Source organism: Chryseobacterium sp. SIMBA_038, from assembly GCF_046535115.1.
Taxonomy (GTDB): domain Bacteria; phylum Bacteroidota; class Bacteroidia; order Flavobacteriales; family Weeksellaceae; genus Chryseobacterium.
This window is the reverse complement of the sequence record NZ_JAWRXH010000002.1, coordinates 486577-507986: the sequence shown is the minus strand read 5'-3', so window position 1 is coordinate 507986 and position 21410 is coordinate 486577. Positions and strand designations below refer to the sequence as shown.

General features: G+C 32.2%; 15 protein-coding genes and 1 pseudogene. 8 read left to right on the top strand and 8 right to left on the bottom strand.

The window, feature by feature from the left end; genetic code table 11:
* Nucleotides 1-94: 94 nt before the first annotated feature.
* Nucleotides 95-958: pseudogene (locus tag SB689_RS08445) on the top strand (YifB family Mg chelatase-like AAA ATPase); the annotation flags it as partial.
* Between the two features lie 260 nt (nt 959-1218).
* Nucleotides 1219-1833, top strand: a complete 615-nt coding sequence (locus SB689_RS08440) for a recombinase family protein (RefSeq protein WP_410691678.1) — start codon at nt 1219-1221, stop codon at nt 1831-1833.
* 156 nt (nt 1834-1989) lie between these two features.
* Here the strand turns inward: SB689_RS08440 and SB689_RS08435 are convergent, their stop codons facing one another.
* Complete coding sequence (locus tag SB689_RS08435; protein WP_410691677.1) at nt 1990-3291, bottom strand: DUF389 domain-containing protein; 1302 nt, start codon at nt 3289-3291, stop codon at nt 1990-1992.
* Nucleotides 3284-4627 carry a Na+/H+ antiporter NhaA gene (gene nhaA, locus SB689_RS08430; protein WP_410691676.1) on the bottom strand — a complete coding sequence of 448 codons (1344 nt, stop codon included), beginning with the start codon at nt 4625-4627 and terminating at the stop codon, nt 3284-3286. Before nhaA ends, SB689_RS08435 begins: the two co-directional genes overlap by 8 nt.
* 767 nt (nt 4628-5394) lie before the next feature.
* On the opposite strand from nhaA, the gene SB689_RS08425 reads away from it, so the two are divergent.
* Nucleotides 5395-7977: a hypothetical protein gene (locus SB689_RS08425; RefSeq protein ID WP_410691675.1), complete on the top strand. Its 2583-nt coding sequence runs from the start codon at nt 5395-5397 to the stop codon at nt 7975-7977.
* Between the two features lie 53 nt (nt 7978-8030).
* On the opposite strand, the gene SB689_RS08420 is transcribed toward SB689_RS08425, so the two are convergent.
* Nucleotides 8031-9329 (bottom strand): tetratricopeptide repeat protein, encoded by a 1299-nt coding sequence (locus SB689_RS08420; RefSeq protein ID WP_410691674.1) that lies wholly within the window; start codon nt 9327-9329, stop codon nt 8031-8033.
* A 317-nt stretch (nt 9330-9646) separates the two neighbouring features.
* Here SB689_RS08420 and SB689_RS08415 point away from each other — a divergent pair, with 317 nt between their 5' ends.
* A complete protein-coding gene (locus SB689_RS08415; RefSeq protein WP_410691673.1) occupies nt 9647-10519 on the top strand; it encodes a hypothetical protein in 873 nt (290 codons plus the stop codon).
* 461 nt (nt 10520-10980) lie between these two features.
* Nucleotides 10981-11064, top strand: a complete 84-nt coding sequence (locus SB689_RS08410) for a T9SS type A sorting domain-containing protein (RefSeq protein WP_410692137.1) — start codon at nt 10981-10983, stop codon at nt 11062-11064.
* 407 nt (nt 11065-11471) lie between these two features.
* Here SB689_RS08410 and SB689_RS08405 read toward each other — a convergent pair whose 3' ends face one another.
* Together SB689_RS08405 and SB689_RS08400 are read right to left on the bottom strand one after the other, a co-directional pair.
* Nucleotides 11472-12371: a hypothetical protein gene (locus SB689_RS08405; RefSeq protein WP_410691672.1), complete on the bottom strand. Its 900-nt coding sequence runs from the start codon at nt 12369-12371 to the stop codon at nt 11472-11474.
* A gap of 2 nt (nt 12372-12373) precedes the next feature.
* Nucleotides 12374-13309, bottom strand: coding sequence for a hypothetical protein (locus tag SB689_RS08400; RefSeq protein ID WP_410691671.1), 936 nt, complete (start codon nt 13307-13309; stop codon nt 12374-12376).
* Nucleotides 13310-13755: 446 nt separating this feature from the next.
* Here SB689_RS08400 and SB689_RS08395 point away from each other — a divergent pair, with 446 nt between their 5' ends.
* Nucleotides 13756-14133, top strand: a complete 378-nt coding sequence (locus SB689_RS08395; protein ID WP_410691670.1) for a hypothetical protein — start codon at nt 13756-13758, stop codon at nt 14131-14133.
* Between the two features lie 509 nt (nt 14134-14642).
* On the opposite strand, the gene SB689_RS08390 is transcribed toward SB689_RS08395, so the two are convergent.
* The 3 genes from SB689_RS08390 to SB689_RS08380 all read right to left on the bottom strand — a co-directional run bounded on the left by SB689_RS08390 (nt 14643) and on the right by SB689_RS08380 (nt 18087).
* Nucleotides 14643-15617 (bottom strand): TlpA family protein disulfide reductase, encoded by a 975-nt coding sequence (locus tag SB689_RS08390; RefSeq protein ID WP_410691669.1) that lies wholly within the window; start codon nt 15615-15617, stop codon nt 14643-14645.
* A gap of 106 nt (nt 15618-15723) precedes the next feature.
* Nucleotides 15724-17061, bottom strand: coding sequence for a hypothetical protein (locus tag SB689_RS08385; RefSeq protein WP_410691668.1), 1338 nt, complete (start codon nt 17059-17061; stop codon nt 15724-15726).
* A 15-nt stretch (nt 17062-17076) separates the two neighbouring features.
* Nucleotides 17077-18087 (bottom strand): hypothetical protein, encoded by a 1011-nt coding sequence (locus tag SB689_RS08380; protein ID WP_410691667.1) that lies wholly within the window; start codon nt 18085-18087, stop codon nt 17077-17079.
* A gap of 403 nt (nt 18088-18490) precedes the next feature.
* Here SB689_RS08380 and SB689_RS08375 point away from each other — a divergent pair, with 403 nt between their 5' ends.
* Complete coding sequence (locus tag SB689_RS08375) at nt 18491-19930, top strand: helix-turn-helix transcriptional regulator (protein ID WP_410691666.1); 1440 nt, start codon at nt 18491-18493, stop codon at nt 19928-19930.
* A gap of 804 nt (nt 19931-20734) precedes the next feature.
* Nucleotides 20735-21274 (top strand): YozE family protein, encoded by a 540-nt coding sequence (locus SB689_RS08370; RefSeq protein WP_410691665.1) that lies wholly within the window; start codon nt 20735-20737, stop codon nt 21272-21274.
* The last annotated feature ends 136 nt before the right edge of the window (nt 21275-21410 follow it).

Genomic DNA, 21410 nt, shown 5'->3' with positions numbered 1-21410 from the left:
TTTTAAGATAATGATGATTAAACCTAAATGTTATGAACTAAATGAAGTGTTTTCTAAAATAAAATATTAATTATTTTTACGGCAAAACACAATCATGCTGGTTAAAATTTACGGAAGTGCAATTCATGGTGTTGCAGCGCAGACGATTACTATTGAAGTCAATATAGATACGGGTGGAGTAGGCTATCATTTGGTAGGACTTGCCGACAATGCCATTAAAGAAAGCAGTTACCGAATTTCTGCTGCCTTAAAAAACGTAGGTTACAAAATTCCCGGAAAGAAAATCACAATTAATATGGCTCCCGCAGATCTTCGAAAGGAAGGCGCAGCCTATGATTTAAGTATTGCCATCGGAATTTTAACCGCTTCGGATCAAATTTTAGCTGAAAATATTCAGGATTATATTATTATGGGTGAACTTTCATTAGATGGAAGTTTACAGCCAATTCGAGGTGTACTTCCAATCGCGATTCAGGCGAGAGAAGAAGGTTTTAAAGGAATCATTTTACCTAAACAAAACACGAGGGAAGCTGCTATCGTTAATAATCTTGATGTGTATGGCGTTGAAAATATTAAAGAAGTCATTGATTTTTTTAATGAAGGAAAACCTCTTGAAAAAGTATTTTTAGACACCCGAAAAGAGTTTCAGGACAAAATTAATCTATTTCCTTTCGATTTTTCTGAGGTTAAAGGACAGGAAACTGCAAAACGTGCGATGGAAGTTGCTGCAGCAGGTGGTCATAATATTATTCTGATCGGGCCTCCCGGAAGCGGAAAAACAATGTTGGCAAAACGAGTTCCGAGTATTTTACCTCCTTTGACATTGAAAGAAGCGCTGGAAACAACAAAAATACATTCTGTGGCGGGAAAAATGGGAACGGAAACGTCACTCATGACTGTTCGTCCTTTTAGATCACCTCATCATACGATCTCGGATGTTGCCTTAGTTGGTGGCGGATGTGAATTTGCAAAGTAAATGCGATAACGCAAAGTAAATGCGAAAATTTGCAGACTAAGTGCGAATACAAATCCAGTTGAAAAAATCTGCTATTGAATTGGATTTTAATCCAACAAGGCATTTTTATAAGACGGTAGTATTTTGAGATTTTCAGCGATGGAGGTTTTAAAATTTCTTTATTTTAAATTTATTTCTCAAAATATCGTATCATTAAACAAAGTTTCATAAATTTACAATGTATGAGTTTAATGTAACAAAATATGAAAATAGGATATGCACGGGTTTCAACCAAAGATCAAAATTTAGATTTACAAATTGAAGCTTTAGAAAAAGCAGGCTGCGAAAAAATTTACCAAGAGAAAATTTCCGGCGCTACAAAAAATCGTCCGGAGCTCGATAAGATGATAGAGCAATTCAGAAAAGGTGACGAACTTTATGTTTGGAGATTGGACAGATTGGGAAGAAGTTTAAAAAATATTATTGATCTTGTGTTAAGTTTAAGCGATAAAGGAATTATTATAAAAGGTCTTGTGGAGGGTGTAGACACTTCCACTATTAATGGCAGATTATTTCTAAATCTCATGGCTTCTCTGGCTGAATATGAACGAGAGTTGATAAGAGAAAGAACCAATGCTGGCCTGCAATCTGCAAGAGCTAGAGGAAGAACGGGAGGAAGGCCAAAAGGTTACACTGCGGAAACAATATCCAAACTGCTAATTTTGCGCTCTATTTATAAAGATCCGACAATGCGTCCTGAAGATATTTATAAACCATTCGGATTGACTAGAGCTACGTTTTACCGATATGCCAAGATTCTTGATAATCATACGGATGAAGAAATAAAGAAGATGGCAGTAAAAAATGATCTACGTTAATACATTGCGTAGTAGCAACGTATTTTTGAATATTTTCTACCTTAAATAATATTATAGTGAAAAAATGGATTACCATAATTTTCCGAAAGATTTGTTAAAGTTCAAAGATCACGTCATGACAACACAAGAATTAGACGTTTTCTTTTCTGATAAAATTTATTTAATTTTTGAATGCTCTACTGAATTTTCTAAAAGTTCGACATTCTTTTCGTTCAATCTTTTTTCCAGCCATCTTTTGAGCTGCAGCTTGTTAACATCATTACCTGAATAAATGAGAACAAATTGTAGCCGCATACTGTCTGTATGGGAATACTGTTCTATTTTGCCGTAAGATACGTTGCTTATATCTGGGTATAAAATTTGAATTTCTTTCGACAAGGTAGAATCGGATACTTTATAACTATCAAGTTCAAGGCGGAGATTGGAAATGGCAATATCCTTTTCTGATAAGTTGTTGTTATTTTTATTAATCTCACTAAGAATTTCGGATTTTAAATCAGAATTGTTTTGTCGGATTGTAAGCTTAGTGTTGGCAAGCCCGTTATCTGTAAGAATCTTATTATAAGATTCAATCTCGCCTGCTGTAAATTTTTTGTTCAGAAATGCAACATCTATTGTTTTTGGATCTGTATTATAATTTAATTTTTTATAAATTAATGTATAACCATTTTTTTCAAACTCTTTCTGAAGGAAAATATCTGCGGTCTTAGTAAATTTCTTTTCATTAAAAAGGTTATATGCGAGATAAGAACTTGGTACAATCATAATGATGATAAGAAAATAGATGCTATATTTAATCCTTTTTTCGTACTTACTGTCAACAATTGAAGATGGATAATGCAGGTATTTGACTACCAAAAAAGTTGCGATGCAGATAAAAAAGCAGTTGATCGTGTATAAATAAAAGGCACCAAAGAAATAAGAAAAATTAAAAGTTGCCAGACCAAAGCCTGCTGTACACAGAGGAGGCATTAAAGCTGTTGCGATGGCTACCCCAGGAATTGGATTTCCTTTCTCAACTCTCGTTATTGCAATGACACCGACCAGACCTCCGAAAAATGCAATGAGCACATCATAAATATTGGGTGCCGTTCTGGCTAAAAGTTCTGATTGGACATCTTTAAAAGGACTTATGTAGAAATAAAATGCAGATACCAATAAGCTCACCACTGTTGCTATCAAAAGGTTTTTAAATGACTTTTTGAGAAGTGGAAAATTATAAGTTCCTAATGCAAAACCAGCTCCGACTATGGGACCCATCAAAGGTGAAATAAGCATCGCTCCAATGATCACTGCGGTTGAGTTTACGTTGAGACCAACGGATGCAATAATGATTGCACATGCCAAAATCCAAAGATTAGAACCTTTAAAAGAGATATTGGAAGTCACATTTTCCAATACTTTATCTTTTTTTTCTTCACCATTATGAAGATTGATAAAATTAAATATATTATTCATCTGTTTCTGTCGCCTTTATTTCTTTATTTAGAATTATGTAGCCAATTATTCCTCCGATAATAGATGCAGCGAATATACCAATCTTTGCCTGAGTCTGGTACTCTTCATTGCTAAATGCTAATGAGGTTATAAAAAGTGACATTGTAAAACCAATAGACGCAAGAAAACCTAATCCTAACAGATTGCGATTATTCATGCCTTCAGGCAATGCTGCAATCTTCAGTTTAACGAAAATCCACGAAAATCCCACAACGCCAAAGATTTTACCCAGTAGAAGACCTAATGCTACACCTACTGCAATATTCGTTTCGAAAAGACTGTTGAAATCAATATCCAGAGATACTCCTGCGTTGGCTATGGCAAATATCGGAATGATGACAAAAGTAACAATCGGGTGCATGGCATGTTCTAATCTTTGTAATGGTGGTGTAGCTGAAATAGTCGCTTCGCTTATTTCTTCCAGTACGTGCAACTGGTCATTAGTTAAAGTTGGCGTGTTTTCCGATGGGTCAATATTTTTAAATATTGTCAGATAGGAGTTTATTTTTGCGATAAAAACCGTCTCTTTTATTTTAACATCTGCAGGAATCGTAAATGCAGCTAACACAGCAGCAATCGTTGCATGAACCCCTGAAATTACGAAGCATGTCCATACTCCGCAGATCCCCAAAAACCCAAAAAAGAAAATAGATCTAATTCCCATCTTATTTCCCAAGTACATAATAGCTAAAATCAGTAAACCAATCCATAAATAAGTCATTTCAATGTTGGAGGTATAAAAGAATGCGATGACTAATACCGCTCCCAGATCATCTACAATCGCCAATGCAGTTAAAAACACTTTTAGGGAAAGTGGGATTTTTTTTCCTAAAAGAAAAAGTACGCCTAATGCAAAGGCAATGTCAGTTGCCATCGGAATTCCCCAACCTTTATGCATCTCTCCTGAAGGATTGAGGAATAGAAATATTAAAGCCGGCATAATCATTCCGCCAAAAGCCGCAATAATGGGAAGCATGGCCTTACGGGTATTTGAGAGTTCTCCACCTATGATTTCCCGTTTCAGCTCTAGTCCTACAACAAAGAAGAATATGGACATCAGACCGTCATTAATCCAGTGATGAATGGTAAAATTAAAAAAAATATTATCGTTCCGGCTAAAACCAAAATTTTGTTCCAGAAAATGATGATAAGCCACGGATAACGGTGTATTAGCTAGAATTAAGGCAATAACAACGCTTATACCCAACAGTAATGCGCCAGATTTTTCCTGCTGAATAAATCTTTGTACGGGTTGCGTTATTTTATCAATAGGTGTATTATGGTAATTGTTGGTCATGGTTTCTTTATGGGTATGGCAAATTTATGAATCTAAAATCTATTTCTACACGAAACACATTTTTTTATAATTTACTTGTTTATTATTATAGCCTTAAAATAGCGGTTTACAAGCATTTGGGGTTAACAAAGAATCTGCAACATAGTATCTATATATACTAAAATATATCTCACTAATAACATACTTCTAACTACTCTCAAACCCATGTAATCATTCCAAACGGGAAAATTTGGAGACAATAAAAAAGAGAGCCTACATTAGTAAACTCCCTATAAAAACACTAAGGATGAAAAATAATAATTTTATTTCCCAAAAATAAGCTTATTATCCGATACTTCTTTTACTGCATTTCTACTTACACTCCATTCTGTAGTTTTATTATTTTTTCTGAACTCTCAACTTCAATGCAACTATTGCTTGTTTGAATGATATATTATCCTAAAATCTAAATTAAAATTATTTGCACAGCATTTCAACTGTATAAATTAGAGTTATTTTAAAAATTGATAATTATTTCACAAATTGATTACTAAATCCACATGCTACAATAATACTCATTTTGTAATTTAAAACATTGATATTTATATACTTATAATTTGTAAGTAATTATGCAGTATACCTCCTTTACGATTTTGGAGTTAATTTTGCAGCACAGCTTTGGAAATTTAAAATTTTAGATATATTATTTCTCCTAACTGAGAAATTCTTGATTCTAAGGACACAATTCATCACTAAGAAAAAATTTATTAAACACTAAATTTAAGGAAATGAAAAAAAAAATTTTACTGCTATCAGCGATAGCATTTTCTGGATTATCGATTGCACAAGTAGGTGTAAATACTCCTGATCCAAAATCTACTTTTGATATTACTGCAAAAAATCCTACAGGTATTACCAGAACAGCAGAAGGACTTTTAGTACCTAGAGTTGACAGGCAAAGAGCTCAGTCAATGACAGGAGTTGAAACATCTACTCTAATTTATGTAAATAATGTTGCAACTGGTACGCAGACTGGAACTGCTGCCCAAATAGATGCCACAGGATATTATTATTTTAACGGGACAATTTGGACAAAGATGATTAATGATCCTGCGTTATTTGCAGACACGAGTATTTATGAAAATAATGGAACTCTTTCTGCAAATAGGACTGTTAATCAGACTGATAAAACATTAGCTTTTACGAATACAGCAACGACAGGAACAAGTCATTTTACAATTGATGGAGCTACTTTAAATGTTGATGCGGTAAGTAACAGAGTTGGATTAGGAACCAACGCACCCCAAAACAGGCTTCATTTAGGAGAGGATGCTCCAGCATCAGTTACCGATGCAGCGGGTAAGAAGCTGGCAGTTTATAATAGTGCAGCAGGAACATCTTTCTACGGTCTCGGAATAAGTTCAAATACTCTGCAAATGCATGCAGGCTCTTCGCAAGATGCTGCGCCAGCGATGGCACTGACAAGAAGTGGTTATTTAGGTTTAGGAACAGCCGTGCCTACAACTAAACTTGAAATAGTTTCAGATAACGAAGGAGGAACAGTAGGCAATGATGTTAATATCAGAGGGTATGGAACCTCTAAAAACCCAGGTATTTTCCTAAGTTCAGCCAATGGTACAGCAGCAGCACCGACTAATCTTGCCAATAACGACATTATCGGCACAATCCAGTTTAATGCTAGAACAAATAATACAACAACTACAGGTTCTTCTATTAGTTCAATATATAAAGGTAATGGGACAACCAATCTTACCGACCTTACTTTTAATACTTCAAATTCAGAAAGATTAAAGATTGATGAAACAGGTAAAATAGGTATTGGTATAAGTTCTCCAACAAATTTACTACATGTTAATTCCTCAACCTCAGGAGCTGTAAAAATTACAGATGGCACGCAAGGAAGCGATAAAGTTCTAACATCTGATGCAAATGGTGTGGGTACTTGGAAAGCACTTCCTGCTGCAACCGTAGATATAAATATTTACAAAGACAATGGTACATTAACTGGAAACCGAGTAGTTAGTCAAAATACAAATACACTTGCTTTTACTGCAAATGCTGTTAATGCATTTTCAGTTGACGGTAGTACACTCTCTGTAGATGCTTTAAATAACAGAGTAGGAATTGGAACTAACGCTCCTTTATCTGTATTGTCCGTATTAAATCCTACGCCAGGTAATACAATCGATGCTTTTTCTTCAGGAATAAATAATTGTGGTGCCCCGTGTGGACAGGGTACCGCAAGAAACATGACTTTATTTAATGCAAACGGTACCAATTCTCAGTTTGCAGGAATAGATTTTATTCCCGCTATAAACGCAAACGGTATTAGTGGCGCTTCTATTAAAGGGATCGACAGGAATGTAGCAAACGGATATGCAGGCTTAGAGTTTTATACAAGAAATGCATCTGGATATGCGCCAAGAATGACTATAAAATCATCGGGAAATATTGGTATAGGAACTCAGGCACCCACTAATCTGTTTCATGTGGAATCTACAACTAACGGTGCTGTAAAAATTGTAGATGGAACACAAGGCGCTAATAAAGTATTAACTTCTGATGCTAATGGTGTAGCAACTTGGCGGTCTCCATCTGCAACAACAGATACAAGTATATATGCTGGCAATGGAACACTTACTTCAAACCGTATTGTGTCGCAAGGATCAAACATTTTAGCATTTCTAGGAACTTCAATAAATGCTTTCTCTATTGATACTGCTACCTTTTCTGTTGATGCAGCCAATAACAGAGTGGGAATAGGTACAGTTACTCCGACTAATACGCTTGATATTCGCTCAACTACAAGTGGAGCTGTGAAAATTCAGGATGGAACGCAAAAGGCTGGTTATATATTGACATCTGATTCAAATGGCGTAGGGACATGGAAGCCAACAGCTATAGCTTTTGGTGCTTTATCAATACCTGCGATAACATATTCTCATCCTGCAAGTTATCCTACAGCAAAATATACGGGAGTACCTATAACTTTACCGCCAGGAAAATGGCTGTTAAATGTAACATTAGGAATTGAATTTATAAATTCGGCTACAGATTCATATGTTAAAGGAAGTAATTTTATAAGGTTTAGGTTAGGAAATACAACAGCAGACATGGGAAATTCAACGTTTTCGCCCGATGCAATTCAACCTAGATTAGCATCAGCAGGTTTTGCAAAATCTGAACAAAGAGGTATGGTAGTTGGTAATTTAGCTATGAACAATAATAGCGGTTCCAATAAAGTTTATTATTTATTTGTAGATAATGTCTCCAGTACGGGAGGTGCGGTAAATTTCGATGTCAGATTTGACTGGAATGAATCATCTATTACTTATCAACAAATACAGTAATAAAATAACAAAAAAAATTGCCTTGACTGTAATGTTCAGGGCTTTTTTTATTTCTATAGATTATTAATCCATATACTAAGATCTTCTTCGATCTCCAGATTCAGCTTCTTTTTTAGACGGTACTTCTTTGTTTGCACCGTTCTCACAGAAATATTTTCACAATCAGCAATGTCTTGTGTTGTGAGATTAAGCTTTATTAAAGCACATGTTTTAATATCTTTAACAGTCAGTAAAGGGTAGAGTGTTTTCAGTTTTTCAAAAAAATCAGGATACAAATCTTTAAAACGAGTTAAGAAAAATGGATCATTTTTTCTAGCAAGCTTTATTAAACCTTCAGTGTTTAGCGTAAGTTTATTTTTAAGAATATCAGTTTCTGCAACTTTTTTCTGTATTAATTGATCTTGATTATGATATTTTTTTTTGTATTCTTTGCGAATATAGTACAATGAGAAAAGTGAAATGACAATAATTAAAGATATTAGTAAATATAATTGTAATTCTTTATTTCTTCTTTTTTTATCTTTCTCTGCAATTACATTTTCTATGGGAATATTCAAACTGTTCCTTTCTGCAATATTTATGGTATCATTTATATTACTGTATTTTTCTAAATATTCATTTGCTTTTTCTTTATTATTGAGCAATTTATATGTTTCTGCAATAGTTTTATAAGCATCTCTACTGTCACTTTTACGCTTTGTTTTTTTAAACAGCTCTAATGCCTTTAGATAATATATGAGGGCATTTGCATAATCTTTTTTCTCAGTATATAGCTTGCCGTAGATAAATAATATTCTGGATTTTTGATATATTGGATATCGATCTGCAATCGTTAATGCCTTTTTTAAATAGTACTCAGCAGAATCTAGATGTTTCTTTTCCCTCAAATTTCTTGACGCAATAGTTACATAGAGTAATGGTTCAGGACCTAGTTTTATGCATTCATTTTGCATTATATACATAGAATCTACCATATTTAATTCCTGAAAATTATCGAGTTTCCAGGCATAATCATAATATAAAATACTGTTTCTACTTTTTTTCTCTTTTATTTTTTTTGCAAAACTAACTGACTTATTAAAACTTTTTAAAGATTCTATAAATAAACCTAAAGCATAATAATTTCGCCCATATTGTGCATATAATTTAGAATTGAGAAGATTATTGATCGTTCCATTCATTGCTCCTTTTGCTCTATCTAAATAAGTTAAGCTTTCTTTATATCTGTTTAATGTACATAGTGACTTTGCTATGTTGATATAGATTGTAGTAAGGGATTCACTATCATGATATTGCTTTGTTAATTTTAAATGATATCCAATATTATTTTTAGCATAAATAAGATTGATCATTATAATCTAATATAATATTTAAAGATAGTAAATAATACAGTATAAAAAATTTACATTTTTAAAATAAAGCTTAGAAATAAAGTACTACATTTACACTTAGAATAGATTTTAAGTTATTGAAAATTAATTATATATAGCTTATTAAGTAGAAATGCAGTATACTTTTTCTGACTCAATTGATTTATGTTTGCAAACTGAATAAACAAATACTAGGTAAGAATCATTATTTATATTATATACTTTAGATTCTAGAAACACAGTTTTATAAAAATTTATTAAACACTAAATTTAAGGAAATGAAAAAAACTATTTTATTATTGTCTCTGACAACATTTTCAAATTTATTAATTGCACAAGTTGGTGTAAACACTACTGTACCCAATGCAACATTGGATATCACCGCTAAGCAACCAACAGGAAACTCTTCTATTGTGGATGGGCTATTAATTCCAAGAGTAGACAGATTGAGAGCGCAAAGTATGATAAACATCCCATTATCTACTTTAATCTACATTAACGATATTTCAACAGGAGTTCAGGCTGGAATCACTCAAAATGTTGATACTATTGGATATTACTATTTTAATAATTTATCTCAGTGGACAAAACTTGAAATAAATACACCGTTATTAGATAATGCAGACGGAACCTATACTTACACTTCTGAAAACGGAATATCAACTACTATAAAAGGTAAGGGAAGCTTGACTGGAAATGGCGTTTTAGAGGTAAATGCAGGTGCAAATGCTCAGGAAGTTTTATTTAAAGATGCTTCTATTAGTATTAAAGGTGGAGCTAATGGTCAAGTACTAACAACAAATACAGGTGGTACTCCTTACTGGCAGACAGTGAGATCAGTAAGAAGAACAACATCAGCTCTCATTACCGTTGATATTGCAAATGATAACATTATATTGGTAGATGCTAGTACTTATAATGCCTCAACACAAGTGCAGGTAAGATTTATTTCCCTCCCATTCTATCAGGGCTATGTGGGGAAGGTTTTTACTATAAAAAGAGTAGATGATGGTCCTGCGACCGTTTATATTACTGGATCAGTTAGTGGAGCACCTACCATATTTGACGATATCGAATCGCAAGTTATTGTTCCACCTAAAACAGCAATTCAGCTGGTAATGGAATCAGATGCATTAACGGGATTTAAATATCAAACAATATCTAAAAATTAGTGACAATAATGTTGTAAAATGTAATCTGCAAGTTCATCAATTATAATATTCATATTTTGTAATTTATAACTGCAATATAATACATGTTTATTTTTTTTAGTTGTTGCTAATTTATAAGGGATCTAATTAAACATTAATCTCAAAATACGATGGTAACTATGTGGTGGGTGAACTTTTTTCAGCCAGCTGTTTACAGATCTTTTCGACGGTGTCAATACATTGATTGTAGCAGAAAATAGTGGCAAATCACAATTTTTCATTTTCAAACTTGCAAAGTCTTCCTGCAGCCAGCTGTTGCTTGAAGAAATATCAGCCGAAGCAGGGATCAGCATATATCCTAATCCCGTACAGAATATCCTAAAGATAAGCGGTAAGGAACCTCTCCGATCGTTGGAATCTACTCTTCAGCTGACCAACTTGTAAAAACAGACAGTTTAGGTTTGGAATAAACTTCAGTTGGTATAAGTCATTTAAATAAAGGTATCTATTATATAAAATTGAAAACCACCAAAGCTTCGGTAAGCGAAAAATTTATAAAGAAATAATCTAAGTCTGATTGGAATTAAAATGCTAATATAAAGTCCATGCAAATATTGTTTGAGCTGTATTTTCAAAATAAATACAGATGTTTGTCGTGTCCTAAAAACTTTTAAAATGTCGAAAATATAAATATGAATGAACCGGGAACTGTACTTGCTAGGAAGCGTAATTTGTTTCATTTGTAAAATTATCTTATTTCTATTTAGGGCCGTGGTGTATGCTAATTGTTTGGTATATAAATAAACCGATGTTTTAAATGACTAGGTAAGTTTAATACTTTCCACCATATGGAAAAACATTAATTTTTAATTCAGAAATCTTATGTTTTTTACCAATTTCTAAATCTCGGCCGGCAGATGGTTTTTATGTTAAAAAAAAATTATCTATCCCATCGACTTTAAAGAAGCTTTCACTAAGGACAACTAATTACAGCACTTACTTGTAAGCCACCCATATCATCTACGGTAATTCTCCTACAGTTATTTCCTGAATCTTTTATAATAATACCACTGCTTGGATTTGAAATGTAAAAATCACCATCTAAATGAAGCCTAGATTTAGGCTCATGAACACCAATTCCTACATTCTTTAAATTTGTAACTATCATTGCTTCTTTTGTCCTGTCATTGATATCAGATGGCTGTTCAATATAAAAAGAGAGCCCGCTAACATTCATATCATTAATATAACTAAACCCACCTAGTGATATTCCATTCTGTGCGTTTAACAAAGAATCTGAGAAGGCATATGTTCCAGTTACAGATCCGTTACCTAGATTAGAGGTAAGGATTGTCACTGCAAAAGGAGTAGTGGAGAATCCGTTAGAACTCGCTGCCTGAAGTGTAGGTATAGATGTATTTTGTGTACTAGGGGCAATATATAGTCTTGAAGTATTGATATCGATTCCATTTAATGATACCTGTCTGTTTGTATTGATGGACATTGCCAGATTATTATTTGTTTTCACATTAAAAGGTAGATTATTCGAGGTTCCTATATAATTACCTGCAATGGTTCCGATATTACCTCTTGAATCCCAGTTCGTCGCTGGAAAAAATATATCCTGTGTCCACTGATTTCCATCAAATCCCATAAATGAATTTATATCTTTATTATAGAGAAATAAACTAGTACTTGGATTTTGTATAGCATTTACTTCAGTATTACTAAGTTTTGGAAACAAAACTCCTTTGGACATTGTTGAAATATCCAATGCTGCGCTCTCGTCCGGACTGGTTGTTCCAATTCCCACTTGACCGAACGTAAATCCCCCAATCAAGATATGTATAAAGGTTAATTTAATTCTATTCATATTTAGGGACATGTTATTGAGGTGGTCTGTAAAACTCCTGCATTATCTATCGAAACTTTATAGCACGTACCGTTAGGTGAAGTCATCACTACTCCAGAACCAATTGCACTTAAGTAAATATCTCCGCCCGCTACATTGAGTTTTGATGAAGGCAACGAACTAAAACTACCGTATCCTATATATACATTTTTATTAGCACCAATAATCATAGCATCCTTACTTTGATCATCATGATTACCTGGATGGCCACCTGTATAAAAGACAATTCCCTCGGAACCTAATAAACTCGGCTGACGACTGTACGCTATACCGCCTATTGTATTGCCTGCATTGGGATTAGTAAAAGAAAATGCATAATTTCCCTGGATTCTACCGGAAGTTCCCGAATTATTACTTGTGATAATATTCACAGGATATGCTCCTGTAGAATCATTATTTACAGTAGCCAGAATGCTTGGATAAGACGTACCGGCATTTGATCTGCCTACAAAGAGTCTTGGTGCATTCAGATTTCCTCCATCTATATTTACTGCTCCGGATGAACTTATTGACATCGCCTGTTGATTATTTGTTCTGAAGGAGAGTGGAGTATTATCAGTGGTTCCAAGAAAATCAGTATTAGGGTTAGTATTCGAATTTCCCGAAGTTGCCCATTTTGTGGTTCCAAAAACGTCTTGTGTCCATTGTATACCATCATATCCAAAAAACTTATTGACATCATTATCAAAAACCAATAAACCGGTAGCTGGATTTATAATGGAGTTACGCTGAACTGTACCCATTCTAGGTAACAGAACCCCTTTTGTTGTAGATGCAATATCTAAAATTGAAGAATCATCAGGGGTGACTGTATTAATTCCTACTTGTGATAGTAAAAATAATGGTGTAAAAACAAAAATAGTATCATAAATTCGTTTAAAATAAATGTTTAATTTCATATTTTCAATTTAGTGTTATATAAAGTTAATAATTAAATTCTGAAGCTTATAATTTTAGATATAAAATTCTATATAAATATTTTCAGGAAAGGTTCAGGTTATCAATCTAAATCAAACTTTTTAAGTACACCTTTTGGAGTATGAATTCCAATTGGAGCAAATGTTTTAGTAGAAAATATTATCAGAGATAACAGTAATTTTTTTTTCATGCCTTTTAAATTTTTAGTGTGTTTAGAATCGTACCTCGATTTCGTTAATTGACTAGTATTTTTATTTTCGTCGAAATTATTGTGCAAATTTATATTTACTACCTCTAAAAAATACTACTTAATATATACTTTAAAATTTTTAAATGTTTGATATACAGATTCTTATTTATTAAAAATGAAGTTAATACGTAGTAGTTTGAATATTTATATTTTTTAATTTTATTAAAATTTAAACGAATGTTTTTCGCTATTTTTGAATGTCATGATTCAAATACTATGTTAAAAAATATATTTATCATCATATTAATTCTTACATCAATTTTTTATAAGTCTCAGAACTTGGAAGACCTAGACAGGGTAACAGAAAACTATATAGACAAAGCGAAATATCGGGAAGCTATAGATTTCAATATTGAAAATCTTTTAAAATTCAAAGGCAGCAAAAATAAAGAAGGTATTATCATGGTCTATATAAATATTGCCAAATTATTTTGTGTCTTAAATGAGTATAAGGAAAGTTCAAAATACTTTGAAGAAGCAAAGACTAATATAAAAAATGTTAAAAATCCTCTTTTAGCGGGAAAATTATATTTGGAATATGGGATTAGTAAATAGTTAATTAAATAACATTAGCGGAATTGTGTATTGCGTAAATTTTGACGTTATGTGTGATTTTGAACAACCAACACAAGAAAAGAGATTATTGTAAAATATTTTTTTTTATATAGAGTACAAGGATACTTCTTTAAGGGCTTTTACCTACAAGCGTTATTTTTTTTACTTATTAAAATATAAAACCAAAGATTAAACTAAAAAATCTTTGGCTTAAAATAATATTTTAATTGAAATAATTATGTGGTAAAAACTGGCAGTAACAAGTGAATGAAAACTTACTCTGCCAGTACAAACACAAAAATGAAAATAAAACATTTTTAAAAAAAGTATCTGAAATAAATTATTTCTTCATAAATATTCAATATATATATATCATTTAGCTTCCTATTTCATACGATATTTATAATCTGAAATTTGTATTTCCTGATCATATATTTTTAATAAGATTTAGTAAAAGCCAAAGGATTTAAAATTCCCTTTGGCTTTAGAAGATATTAAAATTTGTAGTATTATTTTTTATTTATATAATCTAAAAACTCATCAATAGAAGATGTTCTTACAAGAATTTTTCCTGTATTATCTAATAAGAAAATGGTAGGTGTCCCTGTAATCGCATATTTCTGAAAGTTTTCTCCTTTTATATTTTCATAATCCCAGAATTTATCTTCCCAGGGAAGATCTTTTGCTTTATTTTCAAATGTATACTCATCTGGGTCTGCAGAAACAGAGATAATCCTGATCCTTTTATTTTTAAGATCATTCATATAATCAGGCATCTGCATAAGAAGATGCTCACAAGGTCCGCATCCCGAAGCATAGAACAAAAGCATAGTTTGGGAAAAATTTCCATTGGCCATCTCCTTACTTTTTAAAACAACATTATTATCATGAACTTTAAAAATAAGTTCCGGAGCATAGGTACCCGGAGCAGCCTGCATATAAACTGCCAGAACGCCGTTAAAGTCTTTTATTTTTCCTGAATCTCTTACATGAGGTGCTATAGAATTGATGTAATGTGCTCTGTTCTGTCTCGTAAGAGCAAAAGCAGTTTTTCTTGCAAAATCAGCATATTGAGCCGGATCTGTTATTTTTTTACTAATCTTCTCAAAATCATCTGTAAAGGCAAAAACATCGTTGATCTTACTGCTATGCAGATTTACCCAGAAAGTAATGACCTTTGACCAATTTCCTGAATTATAAAGCGTCTGCCAATCTATTTCATCCCCAATAAATGAGACAGCTTTTTCTGCTTCTGCTTTAGTATAGTTTTTTTTAGTTTCGGATAGTAATTGATCGATGCTCATTGATTTTGAATCCTGAAGCGAGTCTATTTTTATCGTTTGATGAAAATTTTCATTATTTTGTTCTGCAAAATGAGTATTTACTTTCAGATTTTGAGCTTTTAATGACGAAAAAGAAATTCCTGATAATAAAAGAGTAATTGCTATTTTATTAAACCTTTTGTATGGTTTTGAAAAGTTCATAAATTTTAAATTTAATTTCTGTGTTTCAAATATTGTTTTTTAAATACCGGACAAACAATGTCACCTGTCCGGTATTTAAAAATATTTATATGAATTTATCCAAGAATTATGGATAGGCACACTGTTGAAGCGATTGCTTCCAGACTGTTCCATTAGGGCATGTAAAATATGTTGGAACAACTGTATCTATAGGTACCCCTACACAGTTAGGTGCACCAGGGCTTCTTTGACAAGATGCACAGACTACATATTTATGAGGGTTTTGAAGAGCAAATCGGCCTGGCTGTCCTTGGCAATTATATATTTCATATTCTGATACTATTCTTGTCAATATGCAGTTCTGTCCTCCGATATTAATTGTAAAACTTGCTGTACCTGCGGAAGATGGAGTTCCTGTAATGGTATATATTAACGTTCCATTTCCATTGGCAAAATTTCCCGCTAATAATGTAGCAGTTAATCCAGTTACACCTGTTGAAGTAACGATTTGTCCTGGATATGAACCACCATTTCCTCCTGTATATGATATTATAGAAAAAATATTTGATACTGCAACTCCTTCCAATAAACTTCCATTATTACTAGCTCCCGCACAATCCAGCGTTGTAATAGCTCCTGCGGAGGCTATTACCGCTCTTGTGATATTACAAGTTTGCCCTCCGATATTGATTGCAAAACTAGCCGTACCTGCAGAAGAAGGAGTTCCTGTAATGGTATATGTTAGAGTTCCGTTTCCATTGGCAAAATTTCCTGCTGACAAAGTAGCTGTTAATCCAGTTACACCTGTAGAAGTAACGATCTGCCCTGAGTGAGAACCTCCGTTTCCTCCTGTATAAGAGATTACTGATGAAACTCCTGAAGCAATTGTTCCGCTTGTTAAGGTTCCATTATTGGTTGCACCCGCACAATCCAGCGTAGTAATAGCTCCTGCGGGCTCTGTTACCGTTCTTGTTAAAATACAAGTTTGCCCTCCGATATTGATTGCAAAACTAGCCGTACCTGCGGAAGATGGTGTTCCTGTAATGGTATACGTTAGAGTTCCATTTCCATTTGCAAAATTTCCCGCTAATAATGTAGCTGTTAATCCAGTTACACCTGTAGAAGTAACGACCTGCCCTGAGTGAGAACCTCCGTTTCCTCCTGTGTAAGAGATTACTGAAGAAACTCCTGAAGCAGCTGTTCCGCTTGTTAAGGTTCCGTTATGAGTAGCATCTAAACAATTTAGGCTTACAATTCCTGAACATTTTGACACCCATCTTGATGCATTCCAGTTTTCCATGCAGTTGATCGTTGTATTATAGATCATCAATCCGGGAGGTGGTGATGTTATCGCATCTCTTTGTATCGTGGACAATCTGGGTGGCAGAAATCCCTTATAAGGAGAATCTTGCCCAAATATAATATTAGATACAAGTAATAAATAGAATATAATATTTTTTTTCATTCTAATATTTTTCTATTAATTATAATTTATCCATGTACTTCCGTTGTAATATTGCATCATATTATCAGTTGTATTATATACCATAAGCCCGGGAGGCACAGGTGATGTAATCTGATCTCTTTGTGCTGTAGTCATTCTTGGAGGTAAGAAACCTTGGGTCGTAGATGATAATTCTAAAATTGCATTTGGATTAGGTGTAGTGGTTCCTATACCAATATTGCCAGCAGATTTAATGGTCATTCTTGCATTAAAGTTTTCGGCATTTCTTGTACTGAACTCTAATCCTGAGTACCCGTTTGCTGCATTTCTATCTATTCCTTTAATTGATGCTCCTGTTATTCCTTCTGCTGTTATCGAAGGAATAAAATCTATACTTCCAAACTGCGAGTTAGTTCCATTCTTATTGAATATACTAATATTTCTTGCTGTTCCCTGTCCACATGGTGCCCCGCAATTATTTATTCCAACAGAAAAGGCGTCAACTGTATTTCCTGGTCTGGAATTCACCACAGACAAAATCGATGATGGTGACTCGGTTCCCATTCCAACTCTATGGCTAGCTGCATCTACAGATAAAGTAAATCCATCTACAGAAAATAAATTTTCTACTGATCCAGTGAACTTTAATGACTTATTTCCTTGTGTAACCGTACGGTTTTCTGAAAGAGTACCATCAGAATTATAGATATTAGTGTTAATCTCTGGATCTTGATTTAATTTGATCCATGCATTATCTTTGTAATAATAGTAACCAACCTTATCTATATTAATAGCATTTCCGGTTTGGGAACCTGTGGAAACACTATTAATATAGATTAAAGTAGGAACTTCTATATTTTGCATAGATTGGGCTCTTTGTCTGTCGACCCTTGGGATTAAAATACCTTCGGTAGAAGTTGATGTTCCTGTAGCATTTTTTGCGGTTATATCAAAAGTTGTTTTAGGATCTGGAGTATTTATCCCAATTTGGGAAAATGCAGCAGAAGAAAAAGTCAGCATTGATAGCAAAATTATTCTTTTTTTCATTTTTTTTTGATTTTTGCATTTGTTTTTAAAAGCTTTTCTCTGAAAATAACCGGTATCTTTTCTTTGAAATTCATAAGAGAATATTTTTTAATTTATATGATTTTTTATTCTCCTTTTTTTGTTAATTTTTTCTGTTAACCTTGTGTGTTTAGAATCGTATCCCGATTTCGAAAATTGACTAGTATTTTTTATTTTCATCGAAATTCTTGTGCAAATTTATATTTACTACCTCTGAAAAATACTACTTAATATATACTTCAAAATATTTAAATGTTTGATATACAGATTTTTATTTATTAAAAATGAAGTTAATACGTAGTAGTTTGAATATTTATCTTTTTTAATTTTATTAAAATTTAAACGAATGTTTTTCGCTATTTTTGAATGTCACGATTCAAATACTATGTTAAAAAATATATTTATCATCATATTAATTCTTACATCAACTTTTTATAAGTCTCAGAACTTGGAAGAACTAGAAAGGGTAACAGAAGACTATATAGACAAAGCGAAATATCGGGAAGCTATAGATTTCAATATTGAAAATCTTTTAAAATTCAAAGGCAGCAAAAATAAAGAAGGTATTGTCATGGTCTATATAAATATTGCCAAACTATTTTGTGTTTTAAATGACTATAAGGAAAGTTCAAAATACTTTGAAGAAGCAAAGACTAATATAAAAAACGTTAAAAATCCTCTTTTAGCGGGAAAATTATATTTGGAATATGGGATCTATTATTCCAGATTGGATTTGGATACAGAAGCTAATAAAAACTTAAATAAAGCGATTCAGTATTTTATAAAAGCAGAAGATTCTGAAAAAAAGCAACATTATCTATTTTCATGTTATATTTCAAAGTGGGGATATTTTGAATATATCAAGCAGAAGGATTCTTCCTTAGCAATTCAGAAGAAATGCCTAAAAGAATATCCGAAGGAAGCGATGGTATATAATTTAATTACTTATCGATATATTTATTCTGATACTAATGTGGATTCTGTTAAATATTATCTGAATAAGTCGAATTCTCTATCTCCGAAAGGATATTCGAAAGGTTTAGTTTTATTGTATACTGGTGAGTATTATACCTTGCAGGATGATTTTCAAAAAGCTCTTGATTACTATTTTGAGGCTTTGACTGTTTTCAAGCAATTAAATAGAAAGGTGAGTATGTTAGATGTTTACAAAAGAATCAAATTAACGTACAGTTATCTAAAAAACAAAGAAAAAGACGACGAATATGCTATTATATATGAAAGATTAGAAAAAGAAATAAGGAATGATAAAACAAATTCTGCCGGATATGCCATACAAAGATTAGTTTATGAACAGGAAGAAGAAGATAGATCGAAAAGAAACAAATTGTATATTGTAATTCTCGCAATGACGATATTATTTTCTGCAATTATCTATTTTCTGCGTAAAGTTTATTTAAAAATGCAAAAGAAAAAAGATGAGCTTCTAGAGAAGAAAGACGAACTTCTGGAGAAAAAAGATAAAACCCTCAAAAGAAAATCCATTGAAACCCAAAATCTTAAGAAAAGAATAAATGCATCTTTTGATAAACTTGTAGAATTAGCTAAAAGCGGGGATCCTTTTTTTCTTACAAAATTTAAAGAAGTGTATCCTGATTTTTATAAAAAATTGATCGCAGATCATCCTGATCTTACGGAATTGGAGATTAAATTCTGTGCTTACTTAAGACTTAATCTTAACAATAAAGAAATCCTGCAATACGAAAATGTAACCATCCGAACTTTGGAAACCAGACGATATCGACTCAAAAAGAAGCTAGGACTTTCAGCTGATGTAGATCTTGCAAAATGGATGATGGAATTATAGAAACTTTAATGATTATGATATTTTTAAAACATATAAATATTATAATTAAATGTCAAAAAACGGTCAAAGAATTGTAACTATCTTTTATAAAATTTTAGTAACAATCTTTAAGTTAGTATATATTACGAACTTTTGCGTTGTTTTGTAATAACACTATCATTATTGCAGGAGTATTCTTTAATTTTGTTCTAAATCTATAAAGTCTAGTATTTTGATATTTAACGAACATAAATTCTAGATTTTATATTTATTCTCTACTGACTTCATACTTATCATTATCATGCTCTGATAAAAATTTTATAATGACTTTCGTATTATTACACTATACTTTGAGCCTTCTTAAAGATACCCATGCATAGGCTCATTAAATTTATACATCACTTAAAGCATTATTTAAAATTACTACATATTTACTGCATTTTCAAATTTAATATTCTATTTATCAGTATTATATATTTATAAAGCATAATTGCAGTAGTTTATATCTCACCTAAGAAAGATAAATTTGTTTTATCATTATGTAAAACTTAGGGTTAACAAACAAATTATTTTAATGTTAAAATTATTCTTTAATAAATAGTATGCCAGCAGTAATATCTTCCGGACTTCAATTTAATTAAGACACGTTTTTTATTACTGCTTTTAATGGAATAATATTATATTTTCTTGAGTTTAATTCTAAGGATTTTGTTTTCCAGTTTTATTTATTTAAAATTGTTGTTAATAAACAAAGTCTCAAAAAACGATGGGTTCTCCAATTGGATAGATTGTCAAAGAAGTATAAGTAGAAACACAGAGTTTTCTGTGAATACAGCTATTCCGCTTAATTTTACAACTTGGTTGCATAAACAAATAAACAGGAATTCTCCATTAGGCGATTTAGCCAGAGATATGGAAAAAGATACTCACTGGCCATTATATGATGATCTTGAATCATATAATATATATCTATATTCTAAGGGTGTTTCCGGTATCGTCTCTATTGTTTTGAAAAATGCATGGAGAAGCTATAAAGCTTATTTGAAAAGAAATTTGCATCCAAAAGAAAAAAAAGCTTCTAAACCTTCAATCAGAAATTCTGATCCTAGGAAAATAACAATAGTGAAAAATGTTAAACCTATTCACTTTGATAAAAGAACACCCGAAAAATTTGATATTGGAGATAAAGCTTGGATATCATGGAATGGCAGAAAAGCTCTGCCAGTAACAATTACTGAAGTGACAGACCGTAATTACTCATTTAAAATTGAAAGACCATTAAAGAATAGAGGTGATATTCATTTTCTTTTTTTAGATGAAGTACGAAGTACTCCAGAACTTGCTTGTATTAATCATGTGACCTGATAAATATGTCAAGGAGTTAGATGATTTGAAGAATATTTTAATTTTTTCTAAATATCTTCAAAAATAGATTTCATATAAAAAGTCCTAACTTTCTAAGTTAGGACTTTTTATATATTCAGTAAAGTATATTTAATTT